General features: G+C 68.5%; 14 protein-coding genes. 8 read left to right on the top strand and 6 right to left on the bottom strand.

Translation table 11 applies throughout. The annotated features are described in order from the left end of the window. Positions 1-263: 263 nt before the first annotated feature. Positions 264-1,358 carry an NAD(P)H-dependent flavin oxidoreductase gene (locus tag AC07EQ_RS06550; protein WP_478386914.1) on the bottom strand — a complete coding sequence of 365 codons (1,095 nt, stop codon included), beginning with the start codon at positions 1,356-1,358 and terminating at the stop codon, positions 264-266. A gap of 188 nt (positions 1,359-1,546) precedes the next feature. Here AC07EQ_RS06550 and AC07EQ_RS06555 point away from each other — a divergent pair, with 188 nt between their 5' ends. Both AC07EQ_RS06555 and AC07EQ_RS06560 read left to right on the top strand, forming a co-directional pair. Beyond that, entirely contained in the window at positions 1,547-2,443 is an 897-nt protein-coding gene (locus tag AC07EQ_RS06555) for a LysR family transcriptional regulator (RefSeq protein WP_478386915.1), read from the top strand. Then, on the top strand, positions 2,440-3,345 hold the full coding sequence (locus AC07EQ_RS06560; protein WP_478386916.1) for a LysR family transcriptional regulator: 906 nt from the start codon (positions 2,440-2,442) through the stop codon (positions 3,343-3,345). Before AC07EQ_RS06555 ends, AC07EQ_RS06560 begins: the two co-directional genes overlap by 4 nt. A gap of 256 nt (positions 3,346-3,601) precedes the next feature. On the opposite strand, the gene AC07EQ_RS06565 is transcribed toward AC07EQ_RS06560, so the two are convergent. After that, entirely contained in the window at positions 3,602-5,461 is a 1,860-nt protein-coding gene (locus AC07EQ_RS06565; protein WP_478386917.1) for an alkyl/aryl-sulfatase, read from the bottom strand. 234 nt (positions 5,462-5,695) lie between these two features. On the opposite strand from AC07EQ_RS06565, the gene AC07EQ_RS06570 reads away from it, so the two are divergent. The 5 genes from AC07EQ_RS06570 to AC07EQ_RS06590 all read left to right on the top strand — a co-directional run bounded on the left by AC07EQ_RS06570 (position 5,696) and on the right by AC07EQ_RS06590 (position 10,058). Then, positions 5,696-6,331, top strand: coding sequence for a TetR/AcrR family transcriptional regulator (locus AC07EQ_RS06570; RefSeq protein WP_478386918.1), 636 nt, complete (start codon positions 5,696-5,698; stop codon positions 6,329-6,331). A gap of 54 nt (positions 6,332-6,385) precedes the next feature. After that, a complete protein-coding gene (locus tag AC07EQ_RS06575; RefSeq protein WP_478386919.1) occupies positions 6,386-7,396 on the top strand; it encodes a LysR family transcriptional regulator in 1,011 nt (336 codons plus the stop codon). Positions 7,397-7,593: 197 nt separating this feature from the next. Next, a complete protein-coding gene (locus AC07EQ_RS06580) occupies positions 7,594-7,764 on the top strand; it encodes a hypothetical protein (RefSeq protein WP_478386920.1) in 171 nt (56 codons plus the stop codon). Next, the gene (locus AC07EQ_RS06585; RefSeq protein ID WP_478386921.1) at positions 7,761-8,957 is read left to right on the top strand and encodes a CaiB/BaiF CoA transferase family protein; all 1,197 of its coding nucleotides are present in this window, start codon (positions 7,761-7,763) and stop codon (positions 8,955-8,957) included. The genes AC07EQ_RS06580 and AC07EQ_RS06585 overlap by 4 nt, the downstream gene beginning before the upstream one ends. Before the next feature lie 198 nt (positions 8,958-9,155). Beyond that, positions 9,156-10,058 (top strand): LysR family transcriptional regulator, encoded by a 903-nt coding sequence (locus AC07EQ_RS06590; protein ID WP_478386922.1) that lies wholly within the window; start codon positions 9,156-9,158, stop codon positions 10,056-10,058. 64 nt (positions 10,059-10,122) lie between these two features. On the opposite strand, the gene AC07EQ_RS06595 is transcribed toward AC07EQ_RS06590, so the two are convergent. The 4 genes from AC07EQ_RS06595 to AC07EQ_RS06610 all read right to left on the bottom strand — a co-directional run bounded on the left by AC07EQ_RS06595 (position 10,123) and on the right by AC07EQ_RS06610 (position 15,234). Beyond that, on the bottom strand, positions 10,123-11,574 hold the full coding sequence (locus AC07EQ_RS06595; RefSeq protein ID WP_478386923.1) for a flavin-containing monooxygenase: 1,452 nt from the start codon (positions 11,572-11,574) through the stop codon (positions 10,123-10,125). Positions 11,575-11,851: 277 nt separating this feature from the next. Beyond that, on the bottom strand, positions 11,852-13,222 hold the full coding sequence (locus AC07EQ_RS06600) for an MFS transporter (RefSeq protein WP_478386924.1): 1,371 nt from the start codon (positions 13,220-13,222) through the stop codon (positions 11,852-11,854). A gap of 276 nt (positions 13,223-13,498) precedes the next feature. Further along, positions 13,499-14,410: a LysR family transcriptional regulator gene (locus tag AC07EQ_RS06605; RefSeq protein WP_478386925.1), complete on the bottom strand. Its 912-nt coding sequence runs from the start codon at positions 14,408-14,410 to the stop codon at positions 13,499-13,501. A 230-nt stretch (positions 14,411-14,640) separates the two neighbouring features. After that, positions 14,641-15,234, bottom strand: a complete 594-nt coding sequence (locus AC07EQ_RS06610) for an MFS transporter (protein WP_478386926.1) — start codon at positions 15,232-15,234, stop codon at positions 14,641-14,643. 535 nt (positions 15,235-15,769) lie between these two features. On the opposite strand from AC07EQ_RS06610, the gene AC07EQ_RS06615 reads away from it, so the two are divergent. Continuing rightward, entirely contained in the window at positions 15,770-16,078 is a 309-nt protein-coding gene (locus AC07EQ_RS06615) for a hypothetical protein (protein ID WP_478386927.1), read from the top strand. Positions 16,079-16,181: the final 103 nt, after the last annotated feature.

The raw sequence follows: 16,181 nt of genomic DNA on the forward strand, positions 1-16,181 counted from the left end.
GGAGGACGAGCGTCGCGATACAGGATCGAGACGATGTGACGGTCGACGATGCCCTCTCCCCCGAGAACCTGCAATGCCTTGCTACCGACCCGTTGCACTCATGATCCGCTCTGCGATGACCTGAACCGGCCCGGTGGGGCCGGCGCAGGCGGTTCCGGTTCTGTCGTTGCGGAGGCGCGCACCGCCGTGCAGCTGGTTCGGCGCTCTCGGGCGAACCGGGTCGGCGGGCGTAGCTGACGACGTCGTCCTCGTCAGTCCTCCGCCTACTGCGTGGCGCTCGCCAGAACCGCGGCGGCCTTGTTCGTCTCCGAGACCAGCCGGTTCATGACCTCGGCCACGGGCGTCACCTCTCGCACCCACTCCACGCTCTGGCCGGCCGGGGTGTAGAGCAACGGCTCGATGCCGTGCCGCTTGGCGGCGCCCTCGAGGGATCCGACCAGGAGATCCTGCCAGGGCATGGGCAGCGGCACCGGCGCGTCTTCACCCGCCCACTCCTGCGCCCAGGCGGTCTTCACCTGCCGCATCGGCTTTCCACTGGAACAGCGCGTGATCACGGTGTCTTCGCATCCGGCCCGGAGCACCTTGCCCAGCAGCGCCTCCGGGAGATGCTCCTCGCTCGTGCCGAGCCACACGGTCCCGAGCCAGGCCCCCGCGGCGCCCATCGCGAGACTCGCCGCGATCTGCGAACCGGTGCCGATGCCACCCGCGGCCAGCACGGGTACGTCGCCGGCCATCTCGACGATCTTGGGGACCAGCGTGAACGTTCCCACCTGCCCCGTGTGGCCACCCGCGTCGTACCCCTGGGCCACGATGAAGTCCGGCTCCAGCCCCAGCGCCGACGGGACGTGACGGGGTGCGCCCACGATCGCCACGACCAGCATCCCAGCGGCGCGGGCCCGATCCGGCACCGACGGCCGCGACCCCACGGCCATGGCGAACAGGTTCGCCGAGGACCGCAAGGCCGCCTCGATCTGGTCGTCGAACAGCTCATCGGACCGCACGATCCGGTTGCGCTCACCGATCAGACCATCGTCCGGTACGCCGTACTTCGCGTACAGCCCGGCCACGAAAGCCTTGTGCTCCTCCGGAATCCCCCTCTCCACGGCCACCCGGTCCTGCACCGGCGGAACCTTCGTCGGCAGCATGAGGTTGATCCCGAAGGGCTTGTCTCCCACACGCTCGCGCAGCATCCGGCTCTGCTCGACGATCTCCTCGGGCAGGAGCCTGGCGGCCGCCCAGATGCCGATTCCCCCCGCGTTGCTGATGGCTGCGACGACGTCGAGGTTGTGGCTCAAGCCGAAGATCGGATACCGCGAGCCGAGCGATCGGCTGGTCGGATGGTTCTCGAGATCGAACACCCCAACCCCTTCCTGTTGTGATGACGGCTGTCATGCGGGCGGCCAGTGATATCGCGCTGTCCACGGATCCCGCGTTCTCCGAAGCTGGCCAGGCACGGCCACTGCGTTCGCAAGTCTTGGCGACAGGCGTCATGCCGGGCAACGTCACAGGGATGCCATTTCACATAAGAGATGTTTATGCTCATGGCGTGCGTGTTCGCGGGCTGGACTACTTCCTGGCGGTGGTCGAGCACGGGTCCTTCTCCGAGGCCGCGCTCGCGCTCGGGGTGAGCCAGTCCGCCGTCTCCCAGGCGATCAGTGCGCTCGAGGCCGAGTTCCGCGGCCCCCTCTTCATGCGCACGCGGGCCGGCGCCCGCCTCACCCCCGCCGGTCATGAGCTCGTGCGTCCGGCACGTGATGTGGTCGCCGAGCTGGCGGCCACCACCAGCCGGGTGCGGGCCGCGAGTGAGAGCGGCCGGCATCTGCTCCGGATCGCCTGCCCGGCCGCCGTTGCCAGCGACATCCTCGCGCCGGCGTTGGGCACCACACGTCGCGCACACCCCTCGCTGGAGGTGGTGATCTCCGATCCCCAGGCGACCTCCGGCGAAGACCCGTTGGCCGCCGGAGAGGTCGACGTACTGCTGACCTTCGACGCCCCCACCGACCGGCCGGCGCACCGCAGCGCACCGGCCGGCCAGGTCGAGTACGTGGCCGTCCTGCCTCCGGGATCCGATCTGTCTCCGGGACCGCTGCCGGTGACCGACCTGCTGAACATGGACCTGGTGCTCGGCCCACCTGGGGACACCTTCAGGACCGCCCTGCAGGAGGTGACCGACCCGCTCACGGTCGACCGGTCGGTCATGGTCGAGATCGAGCACCGGGAGACGATCATGTTGCTCGTGGCGGCACGCGCCGGCGCGACGGTGCTGCCAGAGCGGCAGGCCCGGCTGGGGGCGAGCAAGCTCGGCCTGGAGATCCGGGCACTGACCCCGCGCTTGCGACAGCAGTTCCACGTGGTGCATGGCGACGGTGCGCTCCAGGAGCCCGCACGCACGTTGGTCACGGCTCTGCGTCACGGCCGGGCCTGGCCCGGAGTCCTGAGATGAACCCGTCCACCCGGCTCGCGGAACGGATCTCGCCCCGCCAGCTCGAGCACCTCCTCGCCGTCGTCGAGGCACAAGGGGTAGCCGCCGCCGCACGCAGACTGGGGGTCGCCCCAGCCACCATCTCGAGATCGCTGCACTCCCTGGAGCGCCGCCTCGGCGCGACCCTCCTCGAGCCGATGAGCCGGCCGCCCCGGCTCACCCAGCAGGGCCAGATCGCGGTGCAGATGGCTCGACGAGCGCTGCAGTTCCTCGACGCGATCCCGCGCGAGGTCGGCGCCGTCGAGACTCTGGAGCGGGGCGTCCTTACCGTGATGACGCTGCCCAGCCTGGCGGAGCGGGTCGTGGCCAGGGCCGCCCTCCGCTTCCGCACCGAGCACCCCGGTGTGGCGCTCCGGATCACCGCGCCCGAGCGCCCGGTCCCGCACTACCTGGATCTCGCAGTGGAGTCCGGCGCCGCGGATCTCGCGGTCACCGAGCTGACCTACCAGCCCGAGCGCCTGTCGGTCCTCGACCTCGGGATGGATGAGTACGTCGGGATGCTGCCGCCCGGGACGGCCGTCCCGCCGTCCGGCGTGATGCCGCTCGGCGAGTTTCTCGAGCACGGTCTCGTGGTCGGCCCCTACTGGGCCAACTCCGCAGCGGCCCGTCGCGTTCGGGCGTTGCACCCGGAGCTCGATTCGCTCACGATCGCGCACACCGATTTCCGGGACATGGTGGTCTACCTGGTGCTGGCCGGGCTCGGATGCGGGCTGGCCACCGACCGAGCCACGCTCGCACGTTCACTTGGCGCCGAGATCGTCACGTTGCGTCCCGCCGTCCAGCGACGGATCGGCGTTCTCTACCGACCACAGCGCTTCTCCACCGCGGCCCGGACGTTCGCCGACCTCCTCCAGCAGGGCTGACCGGGCGTCGTCTCGTGGGAGATCTCCGCGCCGCAGGTGATCTCGAGGCGCTCGGCGATATCGCGGTTGGTCATCGGTTCGCCGAACAGCGAGAGCACCACGTCGTCGAACCGGCCCAGCCGGCGGGTGCCTGCTCGATGATCTGAACGCGTCGCTGTGTGCACCGCTCGGTGACGCGCAGCAGAACAGCCAGGAACCCACCATTTTCGTGCGATGAAGGCTAACTCGGCTCGAACCCGCGCCCAGGGAACCGATTCTACGGCAGCGCTATCGGGAAGGAGCGGGCGGGTTGTTCCAACAGGCCCAGGAGGGTTCGCAGAGCCTGCTGGTGCCCCTCGATGACAACCTCCCCCGCATCGATGGCGTCCGGGAAGTTCGTCCGGCCGGACAGGACTCGGTCGAACACCGACCGGTCGAGCCGCAGCACGGCGTCCGGTTGCTCCCCACCGATGGCGTCGCCGCGCAACGGGGTGAGCACTCCGTTGGCGAGCAACAACGTCCAGGTCTCCGCTCGGTCGGAGAACTCCCATCGCAGCATCAGACGGTGGGCAGCGGCTGCCGGGCCGTCGAGGCGGACCACCCAGGACTGGAACAGCTGCTCGGTGGACAACGCCGAGACCATGCCCGCGTTGAAGCCACCGGCGATGTTCCGCCGTTCCTCGGTTGGCTGCCGTAGCTCCTGCGCGCCGGAGAGGTAGAAGTTGCGCCACGTCCCGTTCTCCGCGCTGTGCCCGAGCCGTTCGAAGGTCGCGGCCTGCAGTTCCCGGGCCTCGGTGTGGTCCGGTTCGGCGAAGAGCACGTGGTTGAGCACCTCTGCGACCCATCGCAGGTCACCATCCTCGAAGGACTTCCGGGCTTTCTCGACAACGGCATCCGCGCCGCCCATGAAGTCGACGTAGCGCCGGGCGGCCTCGACCGGCGGATGCTGCCACAAGTGGGCGGGGTTGCCGTCGAACCAGCCCATGTAGCGCTGGTACACGGCCTTGCTGTTGTGGCTGAGCGAGCCGTAGTAGCCCCGCGCGTGCCAGGCCTTCGCCAGCGATGGTGGGAATTCCTGCAGTTCCTCGGCGATCTCCGGACCGGTCAGCCCTCGGTTCATCAACCGCACGGTCTGGTCGTGGAGGTAGGCGTAGGCGTCGCGCTGCTCCGAGAGGAACCTGACCAGTTCGGCGCGGCCCCAGGTGGGCCAGTGGTGCGAGCCCGCCAGGACATCGGCCCGATCGGCGAAGAGCTGGATGGTTTCCGTCAGGTAGCCGGCCCACGCCCGAGCATCGCGGACCTCGGCGCCGCGCAGCGTCAGCACGTTGTGCAGGGTGTGGTTGGCGTTTTCGGCCACCAGCAGGACCCGCTGCTCGGGCAGCAGGAAGTTCATCTCGCTCGGCGCCTCGGTGCCCGGCGTCAGTTGGAAGATCATCCGGACTCCGTCGATCTCCAACTCCTGTCCCGTGCGGGTGATGGACTCCGTAGGAGCGATCAGGCCGGCTCGCCCGGCCGACGTGCCCTGCCCTAGGCCGAAACCGATCATGCCGGCAGGTCCCGCGGGCAACCCCCTCCCGAACATGTAGCGCGCGCGGGTCAGCATCGCGGGACCGGCAAAGACGTTCTCGCTCACCGCGTGCTCCATGAAGCCTGCGGGAGCGATCACCGGGACGCGCCGGCCTGCCACGTCGGCCTGGTCCACCACACCTCCCACGCCTCCGAAGTGGTCGGTGTGGCTGTGGGTGTAGACGACCCCGGTGACCGGCCGACCACCGCGGTGGCGGCGGTAGAGGGCCAGCCCCGCAGCGGCGCATTCCTCGCTGATCAACGGGTCGACGACGATGATCCCGGTCTCGCCTTCCACCAAGGTCATGTTGGAGATGTCGAAGCCCCGGACCTGGTAGACGCCGGGCACCACCTCGAACAGGCCGTCGACGGCGTTGAGCCGACCCTGCCGCCACAGACTGGGATTCGCGGTCACCGGGCAGTCCGTCGCCAGGAAGGACCAGCGCTCGTTGTCCCAGACGACGCGCCCGGACGCATCGCGAATGATGCAGGGGTCAAGGCGGCCGAGCAGACCGCGGTTGGCGTTCTGCCAATCAGCGGTGTCGTCCCAATCCAGCTCAGGTGCGGTCATGGCAGCACTCCTCCTCGAGGGCCGGCAGGCATGCAGACGGCGCGGGCAGCACAACTCCGCCCACAGCCGGGAACGGTGGGGCATCCGAGGACCGTGGCAGCGCTCGGCGAGGTCGCGATCCGCCCCATCGAGCTTCAGTAAGTTTCGTGTGCCAAATGTTAAGAAGCCTGCGTTAATCGCACAAGGGACTTGGCACAATGGATCGGTCCCGACGACAGGCCCGGAGGAGATGACATGGCAAGCCCGGCCGCACCGGCGCACGACACTCGCGAGCGACTGATCCTCGCCGCCGAGCGGCTCTTCGCCGAGCGAGGCATCGGCGAGGTGTCGCTCCGGGAGGTCGGTGCCGCGGCAGGTCAGCGCAACACCTCCGCAGCGCAGTACCACTTCGGGAACAAGGCCGCGCTGATCGAGGCGATCTTCGACTACCGGATGCGCACGATCAACGAGCAGCGCCTGCGGCTTCTCGCAGAGATGCAGGTCGAAGGGAGCGGCAACGAGCTGCGCTCGCTGCTGGAAGCATTCGTCCTCCCGCTCGCGGCCAGCACAGCCGAACCCGACAGCCATTACGCCCGGTTCCTCGCGCAGTTCTCGACCGACCCGCGCTACCGCACCTCGTGGGACTGGGAGACCGCGACAAGCCTACGACTGGTCTGGAACGGCTTCCGCCGCCGCCTGGCCCACTTGCCGGAGCCGACGCTGCGGGCACGCCTGCGCATGCTCGAGCACGTCGTCCTGCACACGGTCGCCGACCACGAACGAACCGGAGAACCCAGCGCCCCCGACCGCCCGGCCCCCTGGGTCACCGAACTCGTCGACGCCGCTGAAGCACTCCTCACCGCACCCACCACCCGGCAACCGCAACCTTGAGCGATCTCCCCATCGCCAGTCCAGCCACCAACTCGCGATCATTAGGTTGGCTCCATGGATCTGCGCCAGATGGAGTACTTCCTCGCGGTCGTCGACCACGGGGGCATCAACCGCGCCGCAGCGGCCTTGCGGGTGGCACAGCCGTCGCTGTCCCAGGCGGTGCGCAGGTTGGAGAAGGAGCTGGGCACGGAGCTGTTCCACCGGGTGGGCCGGGGCCTCGTACTCGCGCCCGCTGGCGAAGCCCTGATCGGTTCGGCGCGCATGATCTTGCGGGAGGCCGAGGCTGCCGAGAACGCCGTGCGCAGCATCGGGCACGGCCGCAGCGGGCGCGTCGACATCGCGGCGCTGTCGGACATGTCCACGGATCCGCTCTCGGTATGGGCGGCGAGGTTTCGCACCCGGTTCCACGATGTGCGCTTCCGCATCGACGAGCGCGACGATGCGGCCGAAGTCGTGGACCTCGTCCGGTCCGGCGCCTGCGAGATCGGTTTCCTGTCCACGTCGATCGCCGCCGAACTGGTCCACGAGGAGCTGGCCGATCAGCGGTTCGTCCTGGTCTGCCCGCCTGGTACCGAGTCGTTCTGGCCGGCTCCCACGCCCATTGCCGCGCTGTCCGGCGTCCCCTTGGTCATGAGTGGAAAGGGCACGGCGATGAGGGAGTACATCGAGCAGTCGTTGCGGGCCAACGGCGTCGAGCCGCGCGTTGTCGTGGAGGTTCCGCAACGGGGTGCGGTGTTGCCGATGGTGCTCTCCGGTGGCGGAGCCGCCATCATGCCGCTGCGCATCGCGCTTGATGCCCGTCATCGCGGCGGGGTGGTGCGCGAGCTGGCACCAGCGCTGTCCCGGCCCATCGCAGCGGTGTACCGAAAGGCCGGGATGACTGCGGCCACCAGCGAGTTCTTCAACTACGCGAAGCACTCGTTGCAGGACTGGCTGCGCGACATCGAGAGCCACGTCGAGCGGGGCGAATCGATGATCGAGGCGGCGTCGCTGGCCACCCAGGACGCGGACGACCGGATGCGCGAGCGCAACCACCTCAACACCGAGGTCCGCCCCAACCTATAGTTGATCTCACCTGATCCGGGTGAAAATCCGTCTTTGACCTAGTCGGTCCGTGACGCCTTCAATGACTGCGTGCCGTGGTTCACGCAGTCGTTACATGACGCAGCGCGAGACATCCGGCGCCGAAGCCTTCGAGGGCGACGAAGCAGAATCTGCTTCGACCCTCCGCTATTTCGCTGAACGACCACCTGCCGCCCCGGGTGCTCGGCTATTTCGCCGGCAGCGCAGCCGAAAGCGGCAGCGGCTACGGGATCGGTTTCGGCTTCGTCGGCATTCTCATGGCCATCGGCGGCACAGCCGCCACCTTCCTCGTGCGTCCTGAGAGGGATGCGGTCAAGCTCGCCGAACGAATGCAGGAGGTTGCGAAGTGAATGCACCCTTGGATGATGTCCGGGTCGTCGACTTCGGACAGTTCATCGCCGCCCCCGCCGCGACTCAGATCCTGGCCGATCTCGGCGCCGACGTCATCAAAGTCGAGCCGGTGGACGGCGAGTCGTCGCGATTGATCGGCACCTATGGTGAAGCGATCCTGCGGAACTACAACCGCAACAAGCGCTGCATCGCGTTGAACCTGAAGGACGAGCGCGGACGGCGGATCGCACAGGAGTTGATCTCGGAGTCGGACATCGTCGTGCAGAACCTGCGCCCCGGCGTGATGGACTCGTTCGGGCTCGGCGCCGATGCGGTCCGCGCAGCGCATCCGCACATCGTCTACGCCACGATCAGCGGGTTCGGCCTGCACGGCCCGTCGAAGCTCCGGGCCGGCCTGGACATCGCCGCACAAGCCGAGAGCGGCATCATGTCGGTGACCGGCGAGGCGGACGGAGAACCGCAGCGCGTCGGGTTCCCCGTGGTCGACGCGGCCGCCGCCCATGTGTTCGCCCAAGCGATCCTCGGCGCCTACATCCGGCGCCTGCGCACCGGCGCCGGCGACACCGTGGAGACATCGCTGCTCGAAGTCGCGGTGCACCTGCAGGGCCCGAACTGGGGCGAATACTTCATCAGCGGCGACGAGCCCAAGCGCAAGGGCAATGGCCAGCCCACCGTGGCGCCCGCTGCGGATGTGATGCCCACCCTGGACGGCGCCGTCGTGGTTTCGGCTTATTCGGTGGTGCATTTCGACCGGCTCTGCAAGCTGCTGGGCCGACCCGAGCTCGCCTCCGACCCGCGCTTCAAGACCAACGAGAAGCGCGTGGCCAACCGAAAGCCGCTGTTGACCGAACTGCGCACCGAGTTCGCGAAGATGACGAGCGCCGAGGCCATGGCGTTGTTGACCCCGAACGGCGTGGTCGCGGGCCGCATCAGCTCCTACGGCGAGGTCCGCAAGAACCCGGACATCGAGGCCACGGGCATCTTCATCGAGGTCACCGACCCGGCGGGGACCAGCCACACCGCGCTGGCCTCGCCCTGGCACCTGAGCAGCGTTCCCCGGTTCCCGACCACCGGCGCCCCCGGGCTGGGCCAGCACACGGGCGAACTGCTGGCGGGGCTCGGCTACTCCGACGTCGCGATCGACGACCTCACCTCCGCCGGCGTCGTCCGATCCCCCCGAAGAGCAAACTGATCCACCTCCCACCCTTGTGGAGGTTCCCCAATTGCACCGCGATCTGTTCACCCGGGCCAGGACATCTTCCGCGGCTCCGTGCGCCAGTTCCCGGCAAGGAGGTGGTGCCGACCGTCCCCGACCGGGAAGCCGCCGGAAAGGTGCCCGTGCCGCGACGCGTACCGCACAATGGGGTCACCTTAGCCGCCTGGAGGGTGAATGGAGTTCAGGCAAGCAGAGCAGTTCTTGGCCGTGGTGGAGCACGGCGGCCTGGGGCATGCCGCTGCGGCGCTCCACCTGGCGCAGCCCTCGCTGTCGCAGACGATCAAGACCCTCGAACGTGAGCTGAAGGCTCCGCTGTTCCACCGGGTCGGTCGCGGGTTGGTGCTCACCTCGGCCGGCGAAGCACTGGTGAAACCGGCACGCCAGTTGCTGCGAGATCTCGCCACCGCACGTGCGTCGGTCGCCGAGGTCGCCGGAATTCGGGGCGGGCAGCTGGACATCGCTGCCATGGGTGGAACGCTGGAGCTCGCCCTGCCCGCCGTCGGGGCCTTCCGGCGGCGGCACCCGGAGGTGTTCGTCCGCCTGGAGTGCCCGTCGATGGAGTCCGAGCTCGTGCACCAGGTGCGCCAGGGGCACAGCGAGCTCGGTTTCACCCCGCTGTCCCCGGATGAAGATCCGCACCAGCGCCGGGGCGTGGAGATCACGACGTTCCCACCGTCGCCCCTGATGCTCGTGCTCCCGCCCGACACGGACCCCGGGCTACCGGATCCGCTGCCGATTGAGCAGATCCCCGACATTCCGAGCACGGCGATTCCCGAAGGCGCCTACGGGCGATCCCTCGTCGAAACCGCTCTGCGGAAAGCGGGGGTGCGCACCCGGATCGCGTTGGTGACCGCGCACCGCAGCACCCAGACCTCGTTGGTCCTCAGGGGCATCGGCATGGCCTTCACCACGCGGCAGCAAGCCATGCGGGCACAGGAGCGCGGCGCGCTGATCAGGCGCCTGGCCCCTCCTCTCGCGCTGCCGAACTGCGTGGTCAGAAGACCCGTGCCGCTTTCACCGGCGGCGCGAAGCTTCCTCGCTCTCGCCACGGAATGCCTGGGCGACCCGACCTCGTGAGCCAGGATCAGCAGGTCTGCCGCTTCGCCAAGGCCGGCGAGCGGCCGCCGACATGCGCCCAGTGCTAGGAGAACCGCACGCCGCCGTCCCGCAACTTCGATCGGCGCAGCGTGAACAGCCACTCGCGCAGGAAGTTGTGGTGCATGCGCCACGGTGCGCCGGCGCCCTGCTTCGGCATCACGGCGTTCCCACGCTGCGCGTAGCCCGACGTGAGGTCGAAGAGCGGAGCTCGGACGGGCGTCTTCGGGCGCAATGGCATGCAGGTCCGCAGTCCTCGGCGGCGCATGTGGTTGAGCAGGTGGCAGACGTAGCGCGCCACCAACTCGGCCCGCAGCGTCCAGGACGAGTTGGTGTATCCGATGGTGAAGGCGAAGTTCGGCACCTCGGAGAGCATCATCCCCTTGTAGGCCACCGCTTCCGGGACATCGACCTTGACGCCGTCGACCGCCAGGTGCATACCCCCGACGGCGAGCATGTTGAGGCCCGTCGCGGTCACGATCACGTCGGCTTCGAGGAACTCGCCGGAGCGCAGCTCGATACCCGCTTCGTCGAAGGCGTGGATGTGATCGGTGACCACGGATGCCCGTCCCTTGCGGACGGCGGTGAAGAAGTCCCCGTCGGGCACCAGGCACAGCCGTTGATCCCACGGGTTGTAGCGGGGCGCGAAGTGGGTGTCGATGTCGTACCCGTCGGGGAGCTGCATCTCCACACCCCTGCGCAACAGCGCCTTCATCCGCTCGGGGGCCCGTCGTGCCTTCTGGTAGGAGTAGAAGCTCGTCGCGATGCTCTTCCACCGCACGATCGGGTTCGCCAGCGACGCCGGCACCTTCCTGCGCAATCGGACCCCGAACGGATCTGTCTCCGGGCGGGTGACCACGTACGTCGGTGAGCGCTGCAGCATCGTGACGTGGCCGGCCGTGTCGGCCATCGCTGGAACCAGCGTGACTGCGGTAGCGCCGCTGCCGATCACCACAACCCGTTTGCCCGCGTAGTCGAGGTCTTCAGGCCATAGCTGCGGGTGCACCACGTGCCCGGAAAAGCGCTCGATGCCGTGAAAGTCCGGCGTGTACCCCTGTTCGTAGTCGTAGTACCCGGAGCAGGCGAACAGGAAGGAACAGGTGATCTCGACCTCCTCGCCGTCGCCGGCCCGACGCGCTCGAACCGTCCAGCGCGCATCCTCGCTCGACCAGTCGGCGTCGATCACCCGGTGCCCGAAGCGGATGTGCCGGTCAACTCCGTGCTCGACGGCGGTTTCTTCCACGTACGAGCGGATTTCCGGTCCGCCGGCGATGGACCTCGACCTGTCCCACGGCCGGAAGGAGTAGCCGAGGGTGGACATGTCCGAGTCCGAGCGAATGCCGGGATAGCGGAACAGGTCCCAGGTGCCGCCGATCGCGTCCCGTCCTTCCAGAATCGTGAACGTCGTCGCCGGGCAGTACTTCTGCAAATGACAGGCAGCGCCCACGCCGGACAAGCCGGCCCCGACGATCACCACGTCGACATGCTCAACAGACATGACACCCCTGCGGTTTCCTTGATCAATGCGGTCTGGAACTCGTGCGGACGCGGGATCGCGGCACAATTCCCTGCCTCGGCCCTCGATCCACCTTCAGCTCAATGCTTTGCGAGAACCGTCGAACAAGATCGGGTTGATCTCCGATGACGCCTGCCGGCCGTCCGGCGACTGCGCTATCCGGAAAGCGGGTGCTCAGGTGTGCCTCGGCACTTCCATTGAACGGCGCGAGCAGCGGACCGAACAACGACGAGGAGCCGAACACTCGTATCGGCCGTGCCTATGGGTGCCGCGGTTCGGGCACAGCGGTCGGCGTCGCGGGCTGGATGCCCAATCGGGCGGCGTCCCGCTGCGGTCGCATGAGCAGGACCGCGATCGCTCCACCTACCAGCATGATCCCCGCGGCGATGGCGAAGGCGGTGTGGAAACCGGTCAGGGGATCCGCAGCGGCGGAGACGATGCGACCGGTCATGTACGGAGCGAGGATGCCGGCAGTCGTCTGCACCGCCGTGTGCATTCCGAGCGCACCACCGCGCTGTGCCACCGGCACGATCTCGCCGATGGCGGGAGGGCCCGCAGCCGTGATGGCGACACCCAGCTGGAGACCGACCGCCACGAGTACGAGGTGCCAGCCACCCCCGACCTGGAGGCTTGCCAGCAGCACGAGCGCGGCCAGGACCGCGGCACCACCGCCCACGCCGCCGCGTGCCCACCGGCTGGAGACCCCTCGCGCCATCAACATCTGTGCGAGCAGTCCTTGACCGAAGAGCGCACCGGCCCCGACGAGCGCGGTCAGCGCGACCGCGTTGCCCGCCGCCAGCGTGCTGTAACCGAGTTCTTCCTCCAGGTAGACCGGGAGCCAGGTCACGGCGATCGCAATCCCCCAGTACACCGCGAAGGTGCCGATGGTGGCCCCCAACCAGGTCCCGCTGGTGAAGATCCGGCGGTACGGCACCCGGATCCCGCCCGCGACAGCCTTGCCCTCCTGGGAGGATCGCGACGGCTGAGTTCCGTTGTACGGTCCCTCGGCACCGAAGATCCACCAGAGCACGACCCAAACCAACCCGACGATGCCCATCGCGCCGAACGCCCACCGCCAGCCGAAGGTCGCGGTGACCCACGCCAGCCCCGGAGCAGCGACGACGACACCGACCGAAGCTCCGACCAGGAACACCGAGTTCGGCAAGTTGCGCTTCGTGTCGGGGAACCACTTCATCAGCCCGTGCAGGGCGACCGGTGCCGCGGGGCCCTCGGCCGCACCGAGCACGACGCGGCACGCGACCAGTGCGGCGAACCCTGCGCTGAAAAGCATGGGCAGCTGCGTCAAGGACCAGATCAGCGCCATCGCGGCCAGCAGCCACTTGGTCTTGACCCGGTTCGCGAGGAAACCGCCGAATGCGCCGGAGATGCTGAACAGGAAGTAGATCGCGCTGGCCGCGAGCCCGTACTCGGCCGGGCCGAGGTCCAGTTCCCGCATCATCGGAGCGGCCGTGAGGCCGAGAACCGCCTTGTCACCCCAGTTGATCAGGAAGAAGACGAACAGCAGCGCGGTGATCGTCCACGCCTGGCGCGGTTGGTAGCGCGGCTCGCTCGCCTCCGCGGCCGAGTCCGCCGCGACAGGAAACGTACGAGTACTTCTTCTTTGAGCCATCTTCCACTCCTCGAACCCCGCGGGCCGCTGGGAAAAGTGGGCGGAATCCGGGTGCCCCGGGATCCGCTGTGACCCACATCAAACGAGCTCCACTCCCCTTCGGCCAAGACCGCGAAGCCGAAGGGAGCGAGAGGGAGAAGTGATGAGTTGCAGCAAACAACCATGCGCTCGAACGCGGTCGCCGCGGGAACCCTGCCGTCGACCGGGGGTGACGCTTCGGCAACGTCGACCGGGTCTGCGATCCCGTCCAGGCCGGGGACCGCGACGGCGCCAGGGCTATCGGCTCTCGTCGCCGTCGTAGGACCGCGCTTGCGCGTGAGCGCGCTGTGCGAGCTTCAAGAACGCTCTCGACGGTGCGGTGAGCGTGGACTTGCGGAACACGAAACCGAAGTACTGGACCAACGGCGGATCGGTGAGCCGGACAAGAGCGCCCTCCTTGGCGGCCGACCTCGCGACGCCCGGCGGCAGGAACGCACCGCCTGCGCCATCGAGCACCAGGTCGGGCAGCACCGCTGGTACGCCGACCTCCACCATCACCTTCGGCTTGACCCTCAGCTCCGCGCAGGTCGCCTCGACCAGGTCGCGCACGACATCACCGAGCGGTCCGGCCACCAGCGGAACGTCTCCCAAGGACGCCAGCGGGACCACCTGCTGCTCGCGCAGCGGCGTGTCCGGCGGTAGGACCAGCAGCAGGTCACGGCGGCCCAGCGCGACCGAGGTGAGACCGGATCTGGAGACGGGCAGGGAGCACAACGCGACCTCGCACTCCGCGACTCGCACCCGTTCCGCCGCCGCCTCGGAGTCATCGGCGTGGAGCACGTTCACCCACACCTCGGCGTGACGTGCCCGGAACGCGGCCACGAAATCCGCCAGCGGATCGACGGCGAGGTCCTCGGTGACGGCGATGTCGAGCCGCCCCTCCTCCAGCTGCTGGATCCGGCGAACCGCGTCGGAGGCCTCCAGCGCGGAATCCTGCACCTGCCGGGCCGGACCGAGCAACGCCTGCCCGGCGGCGGAAAGCTGCAGTGTCCTGCCTTCGCGGTGGAACAGGTCCGTGCCCAGCTCCCGTTCGAGGCCCCTGATGGTCTGCGAAAGCGAAGGTTGCGAGACGTAGAGGACCTCGGCTGCCCGAGTCACGCTGCCGTGGTCGACTACGGCGAGAAAGCAACGCAGCTGCCGGGCGTCCATGACAGGACGATAACAGCACGGCGAACACCGCTGGAGCCGCGATTCGTCCTACCTATGGATCCCTGCGGCCATCAGCACGGTGTCGGAGCCGTGTTTCTTCGTCAGGGGCGCCAGTGCTAGCAGTGGGGCCAGGTGGCCCATCGTCCGGTCCACAGTGGATTTTGATGATGCCGGACTTCATCGATCACGGTTCGCCAACGCCGCGGAACAACCTTTAGAGCGGTGATGACTCAGCCGTGATGGGCGACCGGCTCGGAATCGGCGTCGAGCGCATCGAGCACTGCGGCGCCGTTCGCCCTCGCCCACTCGGTCAGTACGTGGATCGGATCGATCAGCGTCGCTCCGAGCGGGGTGAGCTCGTACTCGACGCGGGGCGGCACCTCGGCGTAGGCGCTGAGCGCCTGGAGTCCGAAGAACGCGGCGAGGCCCAGCGCGGTGGGGCTGCGGAGCAAGGCCGTCGGCGGGTGCGCCCGGGGTGGGCCCGGTTCCTCGCCGGCCGGTGCGCGGCGCAGACGGAGCAAGATCACCCACGGCACCAACGCGACCGCCGCGACGACGGCCCAGCTCCCGAGGCCGCCGCGCCAGCCGTACCCGGTCGCCTCGCCGATCCCGACGGTGGCCCCGGCGGGCAGCGCGACGCCGGCGGCCGCGCCCATGGAGTAGATCCCGGTCATCAGGCCGACGCGGTGCGGGAAGTACAGCTTGATCAGCACAGGCATCATGATGTTGGCGACCGCGATCCCGGCCGGCGCGAGCGTGCTGCCGAGCACGAAGCTCGCCGAACCTCCCGCGACCGCCCGCCACGCGAGGCCGACGACGATCACCGCGACCCCGCCGAGGACCAGCTGCGGTCACCGTCCATTTCGGACAGGAAAGCGAGAATCGAGCCCGAGCAGGACCGAGATCGCGTCGGCCGCCCTCGGAAGCTCTGCCGCCCCGGTCGATCCGCGGCGCGCCCGGCTCGCACCGCGGGCGCCTCCTGCGGGCTCACCGCCGGACGCGAATAGTGGTCGACCAGCACTCGGGCCGGCAGCTGGTCGCCCTCCGAGCCAGCACCGGGCGTGAGACCCTGTTCAGGGACGTGCGTTGGGTCGGAGATATCCCACGACCGTGCCTTCTCCTCAAGGGAGTCGTAGGCGAGGAAAAGCGTACGGTCGTCGGCTCCTTGTCGAAGCTTTCCCTTTGTGGCGCGTGCTGGCCTGCACCACAGGGTTGGCCGAATCGAAGATGTTCCACAGCTCGATGCGCGGGGCCCTTCGGCCAGGCGGGTGTCACCCGGAAGAGTTGAACAACTTGTGACCAGCCGCAGCGGTGACAGGATCCCCCGGCATGGATCGAACACATCTCAGAGCATGGCTCATGCGATTGCCGCTCTGGGCGGCGTTCATCGCGCTGTTCGGGTTAGCCATGTGGTGCACCTTCCGCTTGATCACGTTGACGTTGACCGACGGACCGCCGTCCGACTCGGCGGCCGAGACCTGGTATTCCCAGGGCTTGTTCGTGTCCCTGGTGGGATCGGGCTTGTTCTTCTGCCTCGCACTGCTCTGCGGAACACCCGCGTCGACCCGGCCTGTCCGCGGTCACGCGTCGAGTACTCCTGGTGGCCCGCAAGCCTCCGACCATCCAGCGCAGGCAAGACTGGAACTCGGTGACGACCTCTGGCGCTAGGACGATCGGTGCGGGGCGGTCGCGCATGGCCGGACGCGTCGCCCGAACACAGCCGGCGGTTCGGCACGCCGGTACCCCCCGGTGATCATCCGAGCAGGGGGCA

The sequence above is a fragment of the Saccharopolyspora sp. NPDC045839 genome, assembly GCF_056431645.1.

Bases quoted from the DNA above. Each gene is read 5' to 3' on its own strand.
- AC07EQ_RS06560 (WP_478386916.1), top strand. From the start codon at position 2,440: ATGAACCCGTCCACCCGGCTCGCGGAACGGATCTCGCCCCGCCAGCTC.
- AC07EQ_RS06570 (WP_478386918.1), top strand. From the start codon at position 5,696: ATGGCAAGCCCGGCCGCACCGGCGCACGACACTCGCGAGCGACTGATC.
- AC07EQ_RS06575 (WP_478386919.1), top strand. From the start codon at position 6,386: ATGGATCTGCGCCAGATGGAGTACTTCCTCGCGGTCGTCGACCACGGG.
- AC07EQ_RS06565 (WP_478386917.1), bottom strand. From the start codon at position 5,461: ATGACCGCACCTGAGCTGGATTGGGACGACACCGCTGATTGGCAGAAC.
- AC07EQ_RS06590 (WP_478386922.1), top strand. From the start codon at position 9,156: ATGGAGTTCAGGCAAGCAGAGCAGTTCTTGGCCGTGGTGGAGCACGGC.
- AC07EQ_RS06615 (WP_478386927.1), top strand. From the start codon at position 15,770: ATGCGATTGCCGCTCTGGGCGGCGTTCATCGCGCTGTTCGGGTTAGCC.
- AC07EQ_RS06600 (WP_478386924.1), bottom strand. From the start codon at position 13,222: ATGGCTCAAAGAAGAAGTACTCGTACGTTTCCTGTCGCGGCGGACTCG.
- AC07EQ_RS06605 (WP_478386925.1), bottom strand. From the start codon at position 14,410: ATGGACGCCCGGCAGCTGCGTTGCTTTCTCGCCGTAGTCGACCACGGC.
- AC07EQ_RS06595 (WP_478386923.1), bottom strand. From the start codon at position 11,574: ATGTCTGTTGAGCATGTCGACGTGGTGATCGTCGGGGCCGGCTTGTCC.